The organism is Agromyces sp. Root1464 (assembly GCF_001427265.1).
GTDB lineage: Bacteria > Actinomycetota > Actinomycetes > Actinomycetales > Microbacteriaceae > Agromyces > Agromyces fucosus.
Genome location: NZ_LMFU01000002.1, coordinates 963,320 through 980,804, shown reverse-complemented (window position 1 = coordinate 980,804; position 17,485 = coordinate 963,320). Strand labels below are relative to the sequence as shown.

Genomic DNA, 17,485 nt, shown 5'->3' with positions numbered 1-17,485 from the left:
TGGAACGGGGGAGCACCATGACCGCAACGGATGCGATCGACTGGAACGAGCTCCGCGGGCGTGCCCGCGAGGCGATGGCGAAGGCGTACGTGCCGTACTCGGAGTTCCCGGTGGGGGCCGCGGCGATCGTCGACGACGGCCGCATCGTGAGCGGCTGCAACGTCGAGAACGCCTCGTACGGCGTGACGCTCTGCGCCGAGTGCTCGCTCGTCTCCGCGCTCGTCATGTCGGGCGGCGGCAAGCTCGTCGCCTTCGCCTGCGTCGACGGCCACGGCGCGGCGCTCATGCCCTGCGGGCGCTGCCGGCAGCTGCTCTACGAGCACTCGGCCGACGGGATGCTGCTCGACACCGTGTCGGGAATCAAGACCATCGACGAGGTGCTGCCCGACGCGTTCGGTCCCCGGCAGCTCGCCGAATTCAGAGGAGTGAAGCCATGAGCACCGTCGAACCGTTCGACGCCGTCGACCTCATCCGCGCGAAGCGCGACGGTCGCGAACTCGAGACGCCCGAGATCGACTGGCTCGTCGACGCCTATACGCGCGGCTACGTCGCCGACGAGCAGATGTCCGCCATGACGATGGCGATCTTCCTGAACGGCATGACCCGCCGCGAGATCCGCGATCTCACGATGGCGATGATCGCCAGCGGCGAGCGCATGGACTTCTCGGGGCTCGGCAAGCCCACGAGCGACAAGCACTCGACCGGCGGCGTCGGCGACAAGATCACGCTTCCCCTGATGCCGCTCGTTGCCACCTTCGGCGTGGCGGTGCCCCAGCTGTCGGGTCGTGGGCTCGGGCACACGGGCGGCACGCTCGACAAGCTCGAGTCGATCCCCGGATGGCGCGCCGACCTCACGAACGACGAGATGTTCGCCCAGCTCCGCGACGTGGGGGGCGTGATCTGCGCTGCCGGCGCAGGACTCGCGCCGGCCGACAAGAAGCTCTACGCGCTCCGCGACATCACGGGCACGGTCGAGGCCATCCCGCTCATCGCCTCCTCGATCATGTCGAAGAAGATCGCCGAGGGCACCGGTGCCCTCGTGCTCGACGTGAAGTTCGGTTCCGGGGCGTTCCTCACCGACATCGAACGCTCGCGCGAACTCGCGCGCACCATGGTCGAACTCGGCGAAGACGCGGGGGTCGCGACCTCGGCGCTCATCACGAACATGAACGTGCCGCTCGGCCTCACGATCGGCAACGCCAACGAGGTGCGGGAATCGGTCGAGGTGCTCGCCGGCGGCGGCCCCTCCGACGTCCGCTCGCTCACGGTCGCCCTCGCCCGCGAGATGCTCGCGCTCGCGGGGCAGCCCGACGCCGATGTCGAGGGCGCCCTCGACGATGGGCGCGCCATGGACACGTGGCGGCGAGCCATCCGCGCCCAGGGCGGCGACCCCGACGCCGCCCTGCCGGTGGCGCGGGAACAGCATGTCGTCACGGCAGAGCGCGACGGCGTGCTCGTGGAGCAGCAGGCACTGCCGTTCGGCATCGCAGCCTGGCGCCTCGGTGCCGGACGCGCACGCAAGCAGGACCCCGTGCAGCACGCTGCCGGCATCGAGCTGCACGCCAAGCCGGGCGACACCGTGCGAGCGGGCGAGCCGCTCTTCACCCTGCACGCCGACGAGCCCGCCCGGTTCTCGCGGGCGCTCGAGGCTGTCGAGGGGGCATGGCGCATCGGCGATGCCGGTGACCCGATCAACGACGGCGGCCCGCTGATCGCCGACCGCATCGGGCGCTGAGCGGCGTCCTCCGATCGCGGAGCGAGTGCGGGGGAGCGATCGAGATCCGAGTGACGGGTCTCGACATGCTCCTTCGGCGCGCCTCCGCCGGCCTTGCTTCGAGATTGCCGAGACTTCCCGGGCGCCCTGTCGCTATCGTTGACTCGTGAACACGATTCCGACGGAGTACCGCCTCGAAGGCGACGGCACGAACATCCAGGCCCTGCCGAAGATCTCGCTGCATGACCACCTCGACGGCGGCCTTCGTCCGCAGACGCTCCTCGAGCTCGCCGACGAGATCGGTCACGAGGTTCCCGCGAGCGATGCCGAGGGCCTCGACCGGTGGTTCGCCGAGCAGTCGAACTCCGGCTCGCTCGTCGAGTACCTGAAGACTTTCGACCTCACGACCGCCGTCATGCAGACCCGCGAGGGGCTCACTCGCGTCGCGCGCGAGTTCGTGCAGGACCTCGCGGCCGACGGCGTCATCTACGGCGAGATCCGCTGGGCCCCTGAGCAGCACCTCACGCGCGGCCTCAGTCTCGATGAGACCGTCGAGGCGGTCCAGTCCGGGCTCGAGCAGGGCGTCGACGAGGTACGCGCTCAGGGCCGCGGCATCCGGGTCGGCCAGCTCGTCACGGCCATGCGCCACGCCGACCGCGGTCTCGAGATCGCGGAGCTCGCGGTCCGGCACCGCGACCGCGGCGTCGTCGGATTCGACATCGCCGGGGCCGAGGCCGGTTTCCTGCCGAGTCGCCACCGCACAGCGTTCGACTATCTCGCGAGCCAGTACCTGCCGGTCACGGTGCACGCCGGCGAGGCCGACGGTCTCGAGTCCATTCGCAGCGCCCTCTTCGACGGTCGCGCCCTGCGGCTCGGTCACGGCGTGCGCATCGCCGAAGACCTCATCATCGATCGCCAAGACGATGAGAACACCTACGTGTCGCTGGGTCCGGTCGCGCAGTGGGTGCGCGACCGCGAGATCGCGCTCGAGACCAGCCCGTCTTCGAACCTGCAGACCGGCGCGATCGCGGCGTGGGGCGATGAGCTCATCGACCACCCGTTCGACCTGCTCTACCAGCTCGGTTTCCGCGTGACCGTGAACACCGACAACCGCCTGCAGTCGGGCACGACGCTCACCCGCGAACTCGCGCTGCTGAGCGACGCGTTCGGCTACGACCTCGAGGACTTCGAGACGTTCCAGCTGAACGCGGCGGCGGCGGCGTTCCTGCCGCTCGACGACCGCGAAGAGCTCGCCGAGCAGATCCAGAACGGCTTCGACGACGCCTGACGCACGGATGCCCCGCGCACCGAGCACCCGCCTGCACCATCCTGAACGGACCCCGATGACCCTCCCGCCGCTCCCCGACGACGCGATCGTGCTCAGGGCGCACGTCGACGACTGGCGTGCCGCCGTGCGCGAGGCGGGCCGCGCCCTCACGCGCTCGGGCTCCACTCGTTCGGAGTACGCCGACCGGATGATCGCGGTCATCGAGGAGTTCGGCGCCTACGTGGTGATCGCGCCGGGCCTCGCACTCGCGCATGCCCGGCCGGGACCCGACGTGCGTCGCGAGGGGCTCGCCGTGGTGACGCTCGCGGAGCCCGTGCCGTTCGGCCATCCGCACAACGACCCCGTGCGGGTCGTGGTCGGCCTCGCCGTGTCGAACGCCGAGGAGCACGTCGCCTCGGTGGCGCAGCTCGCCAATGCGTTCAACGACAGCGGCATCGTCGGCCGCATGGCGCGGGCGGAGTCGGCCGACGAGATGCGGACCCTGCTCGGCTTCGACGCGGAGGCCGGGGCGTGAAGATCATCGCCGTCTGCGGACTCGGCATCGGCACGTCTGCGATCCTGAAGGTCAATGCCGAGCGCGCGCTCGACCGGCTGGGGCTCACGGCCGACGTCGATGCCAGCGATCTCGCCGGTGTCGCCGTGGCCGCCGCCGACGCCCAGGTCATCCTGACGTCGACCGAGCTCGCGGGCGCTGTGCGCGCCGCGATCGGTCGCAGCTTCGCCGAGATCGTCGAGGTGTCGAACTACTTCGATGTCGAGGAGATCGGCGCGAAGCTCGAGACGTCGCTCGGCTGATCCCCTCGAGCCCGGCACCACGACGGCCGGCAGCTACGCGACGAGCTCCCGCATTCCCGCGTCGAGCGCCGAGATGGCAGCGGATGCCGCGGCGCGACGCTCAGCGACGGTGCCCGTCTCGGACACCGCATCGAGGTAGACCTTGAGCTTCGGCTCGGTGCCGCTCGGTCGCACCATGACCCGGCCGCCGCCCTCGAGGACGATGCGGAGCACGTCGGACGGCGGCAGGTCGCCGTATCCCTCGGCGAGGTCTTCGATGCGCTCGACCCGGATGCCGCCGACCGAGGCGGGTGGCTCGGCGCGCAGGCGCTCCATGATCTCGCCGATGCGGGAGAGCTCGGTGACCCGGATCGAGATCTGGCCCGAGTCGTGGCAGCCGAACCGTTCGACGAGGTCGTCGAGGTGATCGGCGACGGTGCGCCCCTCGGACTTGAGCTGTGCCGCGAGGGAGAGGAAGGCGAGACCGGCGGAGATGCCGTCCTTGTCGCGCACGGTGCCGGGGTTCACGAGGTAGCCGAGGGCCTCTTCGAACCCGAAGACGAGTCCGGGCGCACGGGAGATCCACTTGAATCCGGTGAGCGTGGCTTCGAAGTCGAGGTCGTAGGCCCTGGCGATGGCCTCGAGGCCGGGGGAGGAGACGATCGAGCACGCGAGCGCGCCGTTCGGGCCCGAGTCTCCGGTGACGGCGGCGGCCCGCTCCGCGGCCTGCCAGCCGAGCACCAGACCCACCTCGTTGCCGGAGAGGCGTCGGTAGCCGGAGTCCGCAGCGGCGTCGGGGATCGCGATCGCGAGCCGGTCGGCGTCTGGGTCGTTCGCGACGATGAGCTCGGCGTCGACCTCTCGAGCCCGTGCGAATGAGAGGTCCATCGCGCCGGGCTCTTCGGGGTTCGGGAAGGACACCGTCGGGAACGCCGGGTCGGGCTCGATCTGCGCCTCGACCAGTCGCGGCGCCTCGAAGCCGGCCGCGGCGAGCACGCTCGCCATGGTCTGCCATCCGACACCGTGCATCGCGGTGTAGACCACGCGCGGCTGTGCTGCCGGGGGAGCGGCGACCGCGGCGGTCTGGCGGACGTACTCGTCGACGACCGCCTCGGAGGCCGTCTCGAAGACGCCGCGAGGCAGTTCGGTGACGAGCCGGGTGTCGGCGACGCGCTGGATCTGCGCGGCGATCTCGGCGTCGGCCGGCGCCACGATCTGCGAACCGTGGTCGTCGCCCCCGAGGTAGACCTTGTAACCGTTGTCGTTCGGTGGGTTGTGCGAGGCCGTCACCATGACGCCCGCCGACACGTCGAAGTACCGCACGGCGAAGGCGAGCACGGGCGTCGGCAGCAGCCGGGGCAGCAGGATCGCGCGCACCCCGGCGCCCGCCATGATCTCGGCCGTGTCGCGCGCGAAGACGGCGGAGTTCTTGCGGCCGTCGAAGCCGATCACGATCGAGGGCGTCTGCCCGAGCGCGGCGTGCTCGACGAGGTGGGCGGCGAGGCCCGCTGCCGCCTGGGAGACGAGCACCCGGTTCATCCGGTTCGGTCCGGCGGCGATCTCGCCGCGGAGGCCGGCCGTGCCGAACGCGAGTCGCTGATCGAAGCGGTCGGCGAGGTCGGCGGATGCCGCGGGATCGCCGCTGCGCACCGCGTCGACGATCGACGTGAGTTCGGCGATCGTCTCGGGGTCGGGGTCCTGCGCCAGCCACGCCTCGGCGAGGGCGATGCGTTCCGCGTCGCGGGAATCGTCGGTCTGCGACATCCGCTGCCCCTTAGAGTTCTGCGACGATCTTGGCGAGCAGGCTCGAGATCACCGGTTCGGCCGTGCGCCCGGCTTCGATGACCTCTTCATGGCTCAGCGGCGTCGTCTGGATGCCGGCTGCGAGGTTCGTGATGAGCGACATGCCGAGCACCTCCATGCCGGCCTGGCGGGCGGCGATGGCCTCGAGGGCGGTCGACATGCCCACGATGTGGCCGCCGATGATCTTCGCCATCTGCACCTCGGCGGGCGTCTCGTAGTGGGGCCCGCGGAACTGGCAGTAGACGCCCTCGTCGAGCGCCGGGTCGATCGAGTGCGCGAGGTCGCGGAGCCGCTTCGAGTAGAGGTCGGTGAGATCGATGAAGGTCGCGCCCTCGAGCGGCGAATCGGCCGTGAGGTTGATGTGGTCGCTGATGAGCACGGGGGTACCGGGGGTCCAGTGCTCCTTGATGCCGCCCGCGCCGTTCGTGAGGATCATCGTCTTCGCGCCCGTCGCGGCCGCGGTCCGCACGGAGTGCACGACGCGGCGCACGCCGTGGTCTTCGTAGTAGTGGGTGCGGGCGCCGATGACGAGGGCGCGCTTGCCGCTCGGCAGCAGCACTGAGCGCAGCGTGCCGACGTGGCCCTCGAGAGCGGGCTTGGAGAACCCGGGCACCTCGGTCGCGGCGATCGTGTGCGTCGTCTCGCCGATGAGCTCGGCGGCGCGGCCCCAGCCGCTGCCGAGCGTCAGTGCGACGTCGTGCCGCTCGACTCCGGTGAGCTCCGCGATGCGCTCGGCCGCGAGGGCGGCGATCGCGAAGGGGTCGGCAGTGGGATCGTCGAGCGGGTTCGCAGCGTGCATCATCCCACTCTAATGAGCAGCGGATGCCGCGGCGAGGTCGTGCTCGTTTGCTGGCCCGAGGGCGTGAACTGGCAGAATGTGAGCATGGCCTATGAGTTCGAGCGCACCCAACGTATTGCCGTACTCGGAGGAGGGCCTGGAGGGTATGAGGCCGCACTCGCCGGGGCGCAGCTCGGGGCCGAGGTGACGCTCATCGAGCGCGCCGGCGTCGGCGGCGCGGCGGTGCTCACCGACGTGGTGCCGTCGAAGTCCCTCATCGCGACCGCCGAGGCCTCCAACGCCGTGAAGGAGGCCGCCGATCTCGGCGTGCAGTTCTTCGCGAAGGGCGACTCCGAGAAGGCCGTGAAGCCGAACGTCGCGATCAACCTGGCCGCCGTGAACAAGCGGCTGCTCGGCCTCGCCGCCCAGCAGTCCGAGGACATGCGGTCGAATCTCATCGAGGCCGGCGTGCACCTCGTGCAGGGCGAGGGTCGCCTCGACGGACCGAACGCCGTCATCGTCTCGACCGCGAAGGGCGGCACCGACTTCGACCGCATCGAGGCCGACACGCTCGTGATCTCGGTCGGCGCCTCGCCGCGGGTGCTTCCGACCGCCGTCCCCGACGGCGAGCGAATCCTCACGTGGACCCAGCTCTACCACCTGCAGGTCGTGCCCGAGCACCTCATCGTGGTCGGCTCCGGTGTCACGGGTGCGGAGTTCGCCTCGGCGTACCGGGCCCTCGGCGCCAAGGTCACGCTCATCTCGAGCCGCGACCAGGTCCTTCCGGGAGAGGATGCCGACGCGGCATCCGTCATCGAGAAGGTCTTCAAGCGCAACGGCATGAAGGTCATGAACAAGTCCCGCGCCGAGTCCGTCGTGCGCGACGGCGACAGCGTCGTGGCGACCCTGACCGACGGGCGCGAGGTGCGCGGCAGCCACTGCCTCATGGCGGTCGGCTCGGTGCCGAACACGCTCGACCTCGGCCTCGAGGACGCCGGCGTGCAGCTCGCCGAGAGCGGCCACATCCGCGTGAACCGCGTCGCTCGCACGTCGATGCCGAACATCTACGCGGCCGGCGACTGCACGACCTTCCTGCCGCTCGCCTCCGTCGCCTCGATGCAGGGCCGCACCGCGGTGTTCCACGCGATGGGCGACGTCGTGAACCCGCCAGAGCTGCGCAACATCACCTCGAACATCTTCACGCAGCCCGAGATCGCCACGGTCGGCTGGACCGAGAAGGAGATCGACGAGGGAGTGGTGCCCGGCGTCGTGTACAAGCTGCCGCTCTCGTCGAACCCACGCGCCAAGATGATGGGCATTCGCGACGGCTTCGTGAAGCTCTTCGCGTCGAGCGGGTCGGGCGCGATCATCGGCGGCGTGATCGTGGCGCCGAAGGCCTCCGAGCTCATCTTCCCGCTCGCGCTCGCCGTCGAGCACCGCCTCACGGTGGACCAGTTCGCCGAGGCGTTCCCGGTGTATCCGTCGCTCAGCGGTTCTTTGACGGATGCCGCGCGGGCCATGCACGTCGTACGCTGAGGTTGCAGCGCCGCGGGGGCGGTGCGCCGTCCTCAGGGGGTAGTCATGAACCTGCGAGTGAAATCGGTCGAGTCGTCGATCGCCGACTCCCATGACGAGGAGCGGAGCCTGAAACGTTCCCTCGGCACGTGGGACCTCGCCCTGATGGGCATCGCGGTCGCGGTCGGGGCCGGCATCTTCTCGGTCGGGGCGCAGGCCGCGGCGAACTTCGCCGGGCCGAGCGTCATCGTCTCCTTCGTGCTCGCCGCCGTCACGTGCGGGCTCGCGATCATGTGCTACGCGGAGTTCGCCTCGACCGTGCCCGTCGCGGGCAGCGCCTACACGTTCACCTACGCGACGATGGGGGAGCTGCTCGCCTGGATCATCGGCTGGGACCTCATCCTCGAGCTCTTCACCGCGGCGGCGGTGCTCGCCAAGTACTGGGGGGTCTACCTCGGCGAGGCGCTGCTCGCGTTCGGGCTGCCGTTCCCGTCGACGTTCCAGCTCGGCGGCCTCGAGGTGAGCTGGCCGGCATTCCTCATTGTGGCCGTGTTCACGGTCCTCCTCGTCGCCGGCACGAAGCTCACGGCGCGCGTCGGCGCGGTGTTCACGATCATCAAGGTCGCGATCGTGCTCTTCGTGATCGTCGTCGGCTTCTTCTTCGTCAAGGCGGCGAACTTCACTCCGTTCATCCCCGAGGCGGTGCCCACCGAGGGCGGTGCCACGGACGTCTGGACGCAGTCGCTCCTCTCCTGGATGACCGGCGCCGCGCCCGCGCAGTACGGCGTCTTCGGCATGCTCTCGGCGGCGGCGCTCGTGTTCTTCGCGTTCATCGGCTTCGACGTCGTCGCCACGAGCGCCGAGGAGGTGCGCGACCCGCAGAAGCGGCTGCCGCGCGGCATCTTCATCGGGCTCGGCATCGTGACGCTGCTGTACGTGCTCGTGTCGATCGTCATGACGGGCATGGTCTCGTACACGGAGCTCGCGGCGGAGGAGACGCCGTCGCTCGCGACCGCCTTCCGGCTCGTCGGGCAGGACTGGGCGTCGGCCGTGATCTCGCTCGGCGCGCTCGCGGGCCTCACGACCGTGATCATGATCATCCTGCTCGGCCTCTCGCGCATCGTCTTCGCGCTCAGCCGTGACGGCCTGCTGCCGCGCTGGCTGTCGAAGACCACCCAGCACACGAAGACGCCCGCGCGCATCCAGATCATCGCGGGCACGGTCGTGGCGTTCGTCGCCGCCTTCACCGACGTCGGCCTCCTCGAGGAGATGATCAACATCGGCACGCTCTCGGCCTTCGTGCTCGTGAGCATCGGTGTCGTGGTGCTGCGCCGCACACGCCCCGACCTGCAGCGCGGCTTCCGCGTGCCGTGGTCGCCCGTGCTGCCGATCCTCTCGGCGGCGCTCTGCGTCTGGCTCATGTTCAACCTGACGACGCTCACGTGGGTGCGGTTCCTGGTCTGGCTCGCGATCGGGCTCGTCATCTACCTGCTGTACGGGCGTCGTCGCTCGCGGCTCGGCCTCGAGCTTCGCGTGAGCGAGGTCGAGCTGCCCACGGTGCAGGGGGCGGAGCCACCAACCGGCCGCTGAGCGGAGGGGGAGGGGTCCGCTCGCGGGCGTTGCCGAAACGTGATCCGGAGGGTCGGGTCCGGACTTCGGCGTGCCAGTAGATTCGTCTCGCCGGGCAGCCCGGCGAGACGGAGGCGACTCACATGGAACAGCGCTCGATCGGCCTCATGACGATGCTTCTCGCGGCAGCGCTGGCGCTGACTGCCTGCGTCCCGTCGCTGGAGCCTCCGCCCACGGCGACCCCGACACCGCACGCCACCGCGGCGCCGATCGAGTCGGTGCCGCCGACCTCCACCGCGGACGGGGCGGATCCGGTCGTCGCGCGCATCGTCGTTCGACCCGAACAACTCGAACTCGTGAACGCCGCTGGCGTCGTCGTCGGCGAGTTGTCGTACGACGCGGAGGCGGTGGCATTCGTGGACACGATCTCGAACGTGCTCGGCGGCCCACCCGATGTCGAGGAGCGGCCCGGCGGCCACGAGTGGTTCCCGTGGACGAAGTACACCTGGCCGGGCGTGGTCGTCATCGACGACCACGAGCCCGACGGCATCTCCTCCGACATGAATGTGGCGATCGAGTTCACGCATCCGATCGTCGGCGACGGGATCTCGGTCGCCACGGTGCAGGGTTTCCGCCCCGGGGACGACGCACAGGCGCTGGCTGCCGAGCTGGGAGAGACCTGGCATGGAAGCGGCTACGACGAGTTCCCTGCGGAGACGGGTCCGGACGTCGGAGAACGCTGGTACTCCGAGTGGGACGGTACCTACGGGCCGGCGAACGCCAACGCGGTCGCCGTGAGCCATTGGAACCGCGAGAACGATCCCACCGTGACGAGTGTGGTCCGTGCTCCCTGGAACTTCGGCATCGGGCACGTCTGAACGAACGCGCCCCATCGCAACAATGTTGTCAACAGCGTTGCGCAGACGTCGCCGATCGCGATACGGTCCGAATGCAGCATCCGTTCGCCGACCGGTTCCGCGTTTCGAGGGACCGTCGGCGGCCCCTTCGACAGCGACGTTCCAGGAGGCACGATGTACGACGAAGACCCGACCCAGGCAGCCGACGCCCGAGGGCTCACGCGACGAACCATGCTCGGCGTCGGCGCGGCCGGCACCGCGGGCCTGCTCCTCACCGCTGGTGCGCACCCGCGCCGCGGCATCCTCGGTTCCTACAACCGCATGTGGGACGCGATCGTCATCGGAGCCGGCGCGTCCGGTCTCGGCGCCGCGCGAGTGCTCGCCGATGCCGGCAAGCGCGTGCTCGTGCTCGAGGCCCGTGATCGCATCGGCGGCCGCATGTGGACCGACCGAACCTCGATGGGCATCCCGATCGAACGCGGCGCCGAACTCGTGCACGGCACGACGGTGTCGACCTGGGGGCTCATCAACGAACTCGGCCTCGCGACACACCGGCAGACGACCATCTTCTCCCGGCTTCGGCCAGACTCCCCGTGGACCGATGCATTCGACTTCGAGGGCCTCCACTTCCCCCTCGGGGCCCCCTCGTACCCGAACGGACTGCCCGATCCGAGCGACGGCGAGACCGCCCTCGCCTGGCTCGGGCGTGTCGGCATCCCGCCCGAGAACTATCCGACGGCGCTGGCGGCGATCGAGGTCGACTCGGAGCAGTTCGACGTGCTGCCGGCGTGGTTCGTCGTCGACACCGTGGTCGCCTGCCTCGAGACGCAGGACCTGTCCGGGCCGCTCCCGCCCGAGGAATACGGCGACTACCGGGTCATCGGCGGGTACAACCAGGTGTTGCAGCCCCTCGTGGCAGGACTCCCGCTGCTGCACGGCGCTCGGGTGCACACGGTCGAGCACCGGCCGGGCAGGGTCGACGTGCACTCGAGCATCGGCTCGTTCAAGGCCAAGACGCTCGTGGTCGCCCTGCCGGGTGGCGTGCTGAAGCACGGCGACGTCGTCTTCGACCCGCCGCTGCCCGCCGACAAGCGCGACGGATTCCAGGAGATCGAGTACCTGCCGGTCTTCAAGGGGATCCTCGAGTTCGCGCAGCCGGTGCTGCCGCCCGGCCACCCGGTGCCGCACGCCTGGGACATCATGACGACGTTCTCGAAGAACCCGCCGAGCCTCTGGAACGGCTCGGTCGGAACACCGGGCTACGACGGCGAGATCGTCGTCGCCTGGATGACGGGCGGCAAGGCGCAGGAACTCCTCGACCTGTCCGAGACCGAACGGTTCGAGGCGGCGCTCGACAACGTGCGCACCGCCGTCGGCGACCAGGGACTCCAGTACGTCAACGCCTCGACCTACGACTGGTCGAAGGACGAGTTCGCGAGGGGCGCGTACCCCGGGCCGTTCTCACGGCGCAGCGGCCTGAACGCGCCGATCGCGGACACCGTCTTCTGGGCGGGCATGGTGACGAGCACGATCCACTCCTCGCGGAACTCCGGCGTGTCCGCGGCGAACGCCGCGCTCGCCGCACTGGCGCTGCGCTGAGGGGCTCTCCGCCCGACCTCTCGTCCCACCGCGTCGACGGCCGTCGACGTCGGCCCCCTGATCGACCCCTCGCACCAACATCGCACCACCACCCATCCAGGAGGCAGTACCGATGCACGAACATGGAACGAACGACGTCACGACGCCCGCGCTCGGCGGGTTCACCCGGCGAACCCTGCTCACGGCGGGGGCCGTCGGCGCGGCTGGCCTCCTGCTGACCGCCGGAGCGAAGCCGACGCCGGGCAGTTGGCAGACCCGCACGTGGGATGCGATCGTGATCGGCGCCGGCGCGGCCGGGCTGGGAGCGGCACGAACCATTGCCGATCAGGGCCGCAGCGTGCTCGTGCTCGAAGCTCGGAATCGCATCGGCGGCCGGATGTGGACCGACCGCACGTCCATGTCGATCCCGATCGAGCGCGGCGCCGAGCTCGTGCACGGCAGCACCGTCTCGACCTGGCAGCTGATCGACCAGCTCGGTCTCTCGACGCACCGCCAGACGAAGCTGTTCGGCCGTCTCCGCCCGGGCACACCGTGGATCGACGGCTTCCACTACGAGTCGTGGCACTTCCCGCTCGGAGCCCCCTCGTACCCGAACGGACTCCCGGCGGCGGCCCCGGGCGAGACCGCTCTGCACTGGCTGCAACGGGTCGGCATCGTCCGCGACAACTACCCCATCATGCTCGCGGCGATCGAGGTCGACACCGAGCAGTTCGACGTGCTGCCCGCCAAGGAGGCCGTGAAGGTCGTCGAGATCGCGCTCGGCTACCAGGGCCTCACGGGCCCGATGCCACCCGAAGAGTACGGCGACTACCGCGTCATCGGCGGCTACGACCAGGTGCTGCAGCCGCTCGTCGCCGGCCTTCCGCTGCTGCTGAACGCCAGGGTGCACACGGTCGAGCACGCACCCGGTCACGTCGAGGTGCACTCGACCCAGGGCTCGTACACGGCGAAGTCGCTGGTCGTGGCATTGCCCGGCGGCGTGCTGAAGCACGGCGACGTGGTCTTCGACCCGCCGCTGCCGCCGGCGAAGGTCAACGGGTTCCAGGCGATCAGCTACCTGCCGGTCTTCAAGGGCATCCTCGAATTCGCCCATCCCGTGCTCCCCGCCGGCCATCCGGTGCCGCAGGGCTGGGACATGCTCACGACCTTCTCGAAGAATCCGCCGAGCAACTGGAACGCCTCGGTCGGCACGCCCGGCTTCAGCGGCGAGGTCATCGTGTCGTGGATGACCGGAGGCAGGGCGCAGGAGCTGCTCGATCTGCCCGAGTCGCAGCGTTTCGCCGCCGCACTCGACAACCTGCGCACGGCGACCGGCGACCAAGGCCTGCAGTACACGAAGTCGTCGACCCACGACTGGTCGAAGGACGAGTTCGCGCGGGGCGCGTACCCCGGCCCGTTCTCGCGCTGGAACGCCAACGGCCTCTACGCACCGGTGGACGAGACGATCTTCTGGGCCGGCATGGTCACCAGCACGATCGCGTGGTCACGCGATACGGGCGTCGACGCCGCGAACGCCGTGCTCGGGGCGCTGGCGGGGCGCTGACGCGAGGGAGATCGACGAACCGCCGTGCAGTGCCGACTGGCACCGCACGGCGGTTCTGTTCGTTCGAGGGTCGTCGCGACTACGCGTCGACGATGGCGAGCAGCAGGTGCCCGCTCGAGACGGTCGCGCCGGCCTCGGCGTTGACCGTGCCGATGACGCCGTCCTTGTGGGCGAGGATCGGCTGCTCCATTTTCATGGCCTCGAGCACGAGCACGAGGTCGCCCTTGACGACCTTGTCGCCCTCGGCGACGGCCACCTTCACGATGGTCGCCTGCATCGGCGCCTTGACGGCGTCGCCCGTGCCGGTGTCGACGGCGTGCGACGCAGCGCGGCGGCGCGGAGCAGCACCGGCGGTGCGAGATGCGGATGACCCGCCGCCCACGATGCGCTTCGGCAGCGTGACCTCGACCCGGCGTCCGGCGACCTCGACGACGACGCTCGTGCGTTCGGCGGGTCCGGCGTTGTCGGCGAGTTCGCCCGACCAGGGCTCGAGCTGGTTGTCGTACTCGGTCTCGATCCAGCGCGTGTAGATCGAGAACGCCTCGTCGCCGTCGGGGGCGAAGGCGGGGTTGCGCACGATGTCGCGGTGGAACGGCAGCACGGTCGGCAGGCCCGCGACCTCGAACTCGTCGAGTGCGCGGCGCGCGCGCTCGAGCGCGTCCTTGCGGTCGCGACCGGTGACGATGAGCTTGGCGAGGAGGGAGTCGAACGCGCCGGAGATCTCGTCGCCGGAGGTGACGCCCGAGTCGATGCGGATGCCGGGGCCGCCCGGGAAGCGCAACTGGTGCACGGGGCCGGGCGCAGGCAGGAAGCCGCGGCCGGGGTCCTCGCCGTTGATGCGGAACTCGATCGAGTGCCCGGTCGTCACGGGGTCGGCGTAGTCGAGCACGCCGCCCTCGGCGAGGCGGAACTGCTCGCGCACGAGGTCGATGCCGGTGACCTCTTCGGAGACCGGGTGCTCGACCTGGAGCCGCGTGTTGACCTCGAGGAACGAGACTGTGCCATCTTGGCCGATCAGGAACTCGCAGGTGCCGGCGCCGACGTAGCCCACCTCGCGGAGGATGGCCTTCGACGATTCGTAGAGCAGCGTGGTCTGGGCGTCGGTGAGGAACGGCGCGGGCGCCTCCTCGACGAGCTTCTGGTGGCGGCGCTGGAGCGAGCAGTCGCGGGTCGAGACGACGACGACGTTGCCGTGCTCGTCGGCGAGGCACTGCGTCTCGACGTGACGAGGCTTGTCGAGGTACTTCTCGACGAAGCACTCGCCGCGGCCGAACGCCGCGACCGCCTCGCGGGTGGCCGAATCGAAGAGCTCGGGCACCTCTTCGCGGGTGCGGGCGACCTTCAGGCCGCGGCCGCCGCCGCCGAAGGCGGCCTTGATCGCCACGGGCAGGCCGTGTACGTCGACGAAATCGAGCACCTCCGCGGCATCCGCGACGGGGTTGAGGGTGCCGGGCGCGAGCGGGGCGCCGACCTTCTCGGCGACGTGGCGTGCCGAGACCTTGTCGCCGAGTCGCTCGATCGCCTCGGGCGAGGGGCCGATCCAGATGAGGCCCGCGCCGATCACGGCACGGGCGAAGTCGGGGTTCTCGGCGAGGAATCCGTAGCCGGGGTGCACGGCGTCGGCGCCCGAGCGACGGGCGATCGAGAGGATCTTGTCGATCACGAGATACGTGTCGGCGCTCGTCGTGCCGTCGAGGGCGTACGCCTCGTCGGCGAGCTTCACATGCCGCGCGTCGCGGTCTTGGTCGGCGTAGACGGCGACGGAGCCGAGGCCGGCGTCACGGGCGGCCCGGATGACGCGGACGGCGATCTCGCCACGGTTGGCGATGAGGACCTTGGAGATGCGCGGCATAATGCTCAAGCCTATTGCGCGCGCGGGTCGGCTCTTTGGGTGCCTTCCACAAAAAGAGCGGATGTCTCTTGCGGGCATCGACAATCGACGCGAGCGGTCACTCGGCAGCGGGCCGGCGGTTCCAGAGCGACGGCCACGCCACGCCGAGCTCGCGCACGAGGTCCCGGAGCGTCGAGAGCGAGAGGCCGACGACCGTCGACGGGTCTCCCTCGACCCGCCGGATGAAGGGACCGCCGAGGCTGTCGATCGTGAACGCGCCTGCAACGAGCAGTGGCTCGCCGGTCGCGATGTACGCGTCGATCTCGGCGTCGTCGAGCGCCGCGAAGCGCACGGTCGCGACATCCGCTCGACCGACCGCGCCGTTCACCCGGCCGCCCCGGTGGTCGATGAGCCAGTGACCCGACCAGAGCTCGCCGTGACCGCCGTTCTGGGCGAGCCAGCGCTGCCGGGCCACGTCGGGCAGGTGCGGCTTTCCGTGGATCGAGCCGCCGGTCAGGAACGCCGAGTCGCCGCCGAGGATGAGCCCGTCGATCGGCTCTCCGCCCGGCTCGGCGCCGACGAGCGCCTCGGCCTTCGCCTGTGCGAGCAGTTGCACCATCTCGCGAGCGGCGAGCGGGCCGGAGAGCGCCTCGTGCGCGGCGACGACGGCTTCCTCGTCGACACCGGGGGGAAGCGCTGTCGGCTCGATCCCGGCCGCGCGAAGGGTCTGCAGTCGGGCCGGCGAAGTCGAGGCGAGGTAGAGGCGCATGCCTCCATCCTGCCCGCAGGCCCGCCGCTGTGGAATGCTCGTTGCATGCCAGAGAACCGACGCCCGCGTCGAACCGGTGGGCGCAAGCCCTCGCGCTCGCCCCGCCCCACCCCGAAGCCGCCCGCCACCGACGGGCCGGTGATCGAGCTCGAGGTCGAGCGGGTCGCCCACGGCGGCGTCTTCGTCGCGCGGCACGAGGGCCGAGTCGTCTTCGTCGCCGACGCCATCCCGGGGGAGCGCGTGGCCGCCCGCGTCAGCGACCAGGGCAAGGAGAAGTTCTGGCGCGCGGAGACCGTGGAAGTGCTCGAGGCTTCGCCCGACCGCCGCGAGCACGTGTGGGCCGAGGCATCCGTCGATCGCGCGCCCGAGCTTCGACCCGGCGGCGCGGAGTTCGGCCACATCCGCATGGAGCGGCAGCGGGCGCTGAAGGGCGACGTGCTGCGCGACGCGCTCTCGCGCATGGCGGGCGTCGAGGTCGGCGTCGAGGTCGCCCCGGTCGATCCCGCGCTCGCCGAGGGCGTCTCGGTCGACGACGGCACCGGATGGCGCACGCGGATGCGCCTCCATGTCGGTGCGGACGGCCGTGTGGGGCCGTACGCGGCGCGCAGCCACTCGATCGTGCCCGTGACGTCCGTCCCCCTCGCAGTGGCCGAACTGGCGGCGCTCGCGCCCCTCGGCGACCGATTCCCGGGCGCGACCGCCATCGACCTCGTGGCACCGAGCGCGGGCGATCCGGCGATCGTGATGGTCGAGGGCGACCGCCCGGCACGCGGTTCGCGTCCGACGATCGAGGAGCGCGTGGGCGATCGCAGCTTCCGGCTCGACCGGGACGGCTTCTGGCAGGTCCACCGCGGCGCCGCGGCCACGCTCACGCGCGCCGTGCAGGAACTCGTCGACGACGACCTCTTCGACCCCCGTGCAGCCAACCACGACCTCTACGGCGGAGTCGGGTTGCTCGCGGCAGCCGTCGGCGACCGGTTCGGCGAGACCGTGCGCATCACGACGGTCGAGTCCGACGCGCGTGCCACCGAGCACGCGGGGGCGAACCTCTCGGAGTGGCTCGGCGCCCGCGCCGTGACGGCTCGCGTCGACCGGTACCTCGCCGAACTCGAGGCCGGATCGGGTGCCGCTGAACGCGCGCGCCTCCGCGACGCGACGATCGTGCTCGATCCACCGCGTGCCGGAGCGGGCCGAGAGGTCGTCGAACGGCTCGTTGAGCTGCACCCGCGGCAGCTCGTCTACGTCGCCTGCGACCCGGTCGCCTTCGCGCGCGACGTGGGCCTGTTCCGCGAGCGCGGCTACGAGCTCGACGAGCTGCGTGCCTACGACCTGTTCCCGAACACCCATCACGTCGAGGCGGTCGCCCGCCTCCGCGCTATCGTGTGAACGTGAACGAGGGGGACGTCGGAGCTGCAGCACCGACACGAGAAGCGGATGCCGTGGCG

15 protein-coding genes are annotated in these 17,485 nt (G+C 70.5%); 11 read left to right on the top strand and 4 right to left on the bottom strand.

Annotated elements, in window-relative coordinates; all coding sequences use genetic code 11:
- The first annotated feature begins 17 nt into the window (after window positions 1-17).
- The 5 genes from ASD23_RS10305 to ASD23_RS10285 all read left to right on the top strand — a co-directional run bounded on the left by ASD23_RS10305 (window position 18) and on the right by ASD23_RS10285 (window position 3,797).
- On the top strand, window positions 18-437 hold the full coding sequence (locus ASD23_RS10305; protein ID WP_056010022.1) for a cytidine deaminase: 420 nt from the start codon (window positions 18-20) through the stop codon (window positions 435-437).
- On the top strand, window positions 434-1,735 hold the full coding sequence (locus ASD23_RS10300; RefSeq protein ID WP_056010020.1) for a thymidine phosphorylase: 1,302 nt from the start codon (window positions 434-436) through the stop codon (window positions 1,733-1,735). The genes ASD23_RS10305 and ASD23_RS10300 overlap by 4 nt, the downstream gene beginning before the upstream one ends.
- Before the next feature lie 154 nt (window positions 1,736-1,889).
- Complete coding sequence (locus ASD23_RS10295) at window positions 1,890-3,002, top strand: adenosine deaminase (protein ID WP_157377126.1); 1,113 nt, start codon at window positions 1,890-1,892, stop codon at window positions 3,000-3,002.
- 55 nt (window positions 3,003-3,057) lie between these two features.
- Entirely contained in the window at window positions 3,058-3,516 is a 459-nt protein-coding gene (locus ASD23_RS10290; protein ID WP_056010015.1) for a PTS sugar transporter subunit IIA, read from the top strand.
- A complete protein-coding gene (locus tag ASD23_RS10285; protein WP_056010013.1) occupies window positions 3,513-3,797 on the top strand; it encodes a PTS sugar transporter subunit IIB in 285 nt (94 codons plus the stop codon). The genes ASD23_RS10290 and ASD23_RS10285 overlap by 4 nt, the downstream gene beginning before the upstream one ends.
- A 33-nt stretch (window positions 3,798-3,830) precedes the next feature.
- On the opposite strand, the gene ASD23_RS10280 is transcribed toward ASD23_RS10285, so the two are convergent.
- Together ASD23_RS10280 and ASD23_RS10275 are read right to left on the bottom strand one after the other, a co-directional pair.
- Entirely contained in the window at window positions 3,831-5,540 is a 1,710-nt protein-coding gene (locus tag ASD23_RS10280; RefSeq protein ID WP_056010011.1) for a phospho-sugar mutase, read from the bottom strand.
- Window positions 5,541-5,550: 10 nt separating this feature from the next.
- A complete protein-coding gene (locus ASD23_RS10275; protein ID WP_157377060.1) occupies window positions 5,551-6,378 on the bottom strand; it encodes a purine-nucleoside phosphorylase in 828 nt (275 codons plus the stop codon).
- An 84-nt stretch (window positions 6,379-6,462) separates the two neighbouring features.
- Here ASD23_RS10275 and ASD23_RS10270 point away from each other — a divergent pair, with 84 nt between their 5' ends.
- The 5 genes from ASD23_RS10270 to ASD23_RS10250 all read left to right on the top strand — a co-directional run bounded on the left by ASD23_RS10270 (window position 6,463) and on the right by ASD23_RS10250 (window position 13,440).
- Window positions 6,463-7,893 (top strand): NAD(P)H-quinone dehydrogenase, encoded by a 1,431-nt coding sequence (locus ASD23_RS10270; protein WP_056012911.1) that lies wholly within the window; start codon window positions 6,463-6,465, stop codon window positions 7,891-7,893.
- A 45-nt stretch (window positions 7,894-7,938) separates the two neighbouring features.
- Window positions 7,939-9,462: an APC family permease gene (locus tag ASD23_RS10265; protein ID WP_056010007.1), complete on the top strand. Its 1,524-nt coding sequence runs from the start codon at window positions 7,939-7,941 to the stop codon at window positions 9,460-9,462.
- A 122-nt stretch (window positions 9,463-9,584) separates the two neighbouring features.
- Complete coding sequence (locus ASD23_RS10260) at window positions 9,585-10,319, top strand: hypothetical protein (protein ID WP_056010005.1); 735 nt, start codon at window positions 9,585-9,587, stop codon at window positions 10,317-10,319.
- A gap of 153 nt (window positions 10,320-10,472) precedes the next feature.
- On the top strand, window positions 10,473-11,897 hold the full coding sequence (locus ASD23_RS10255) for a flavin monoamine oxidase family protein (RefSeq protein WP_056010003.1): 1,425 nt from the start codon (window positions 10,473-10,475) through the stop codon (window positions 11,895-11,897).
- A gap of 112 nt (window positions 11,898-12,009) precedes the next feature.
- A complete protein-coding gene (locus ASD23_RS10250; RefSeq protein ID WP_056010001.1) occupies window positions 12,010-13,440 on the top strand; it encodes a flavin monoamine oxidase family protein in 1,431 nt (476 codons plus the stop codon).
- A 79-nt stretch (window positions 13,441-13,519) separates the two neighbouring features.
- Here ASD23_RS10250 and ASD23_RS10245 read toward each other — a convergent pair whose 3' ends face one another.
- On the bottom strand, window positions 13,520-15,292 hold the full coding sequence (locus tag ASD23_RS10245; protein WP_056009999.1) for an acetyl/propionyl/methylcrotonyl-CoA carboxylase subunit alpha: 1,773 nt from the start codon (window positions 15,290-15,292) through the stop codon (window positions 13,520-13,522).
- A 97-nt stretch (window positions 15,293-15,389) separates the two neighbouring features.
- Entirely contained in the window at window positions 15,390-16,040 is a 651-nt protein-coding gene (locus ASD23_RS10240) for a Maf family protein (RefSeq protein WP_056009997.1), read from the bottom strand.
- Window positions 16,041-16,085: 45 nt separating this feature from the next.
- On the opposite strand from ASD23_RS10240, the gene ASD23_RS10235 reads away from it, so the two are divergent.
- The gene (locus ASD23_RS10235) at window positions 16,086-17,426 is read left to right on the top strand and encodes a class I SAM-dependent RNA methyltransferase (protein ID WP_157377059.1); all 1,341 of its coding nucleotides are present in this window, start codon (window positions 16,086-16,088) and stop codon (window positions 17,424-17,426) included.
- The last annotated feature ends 59 nt before the right edge of the window (window positions 17,427-17,485 follow it).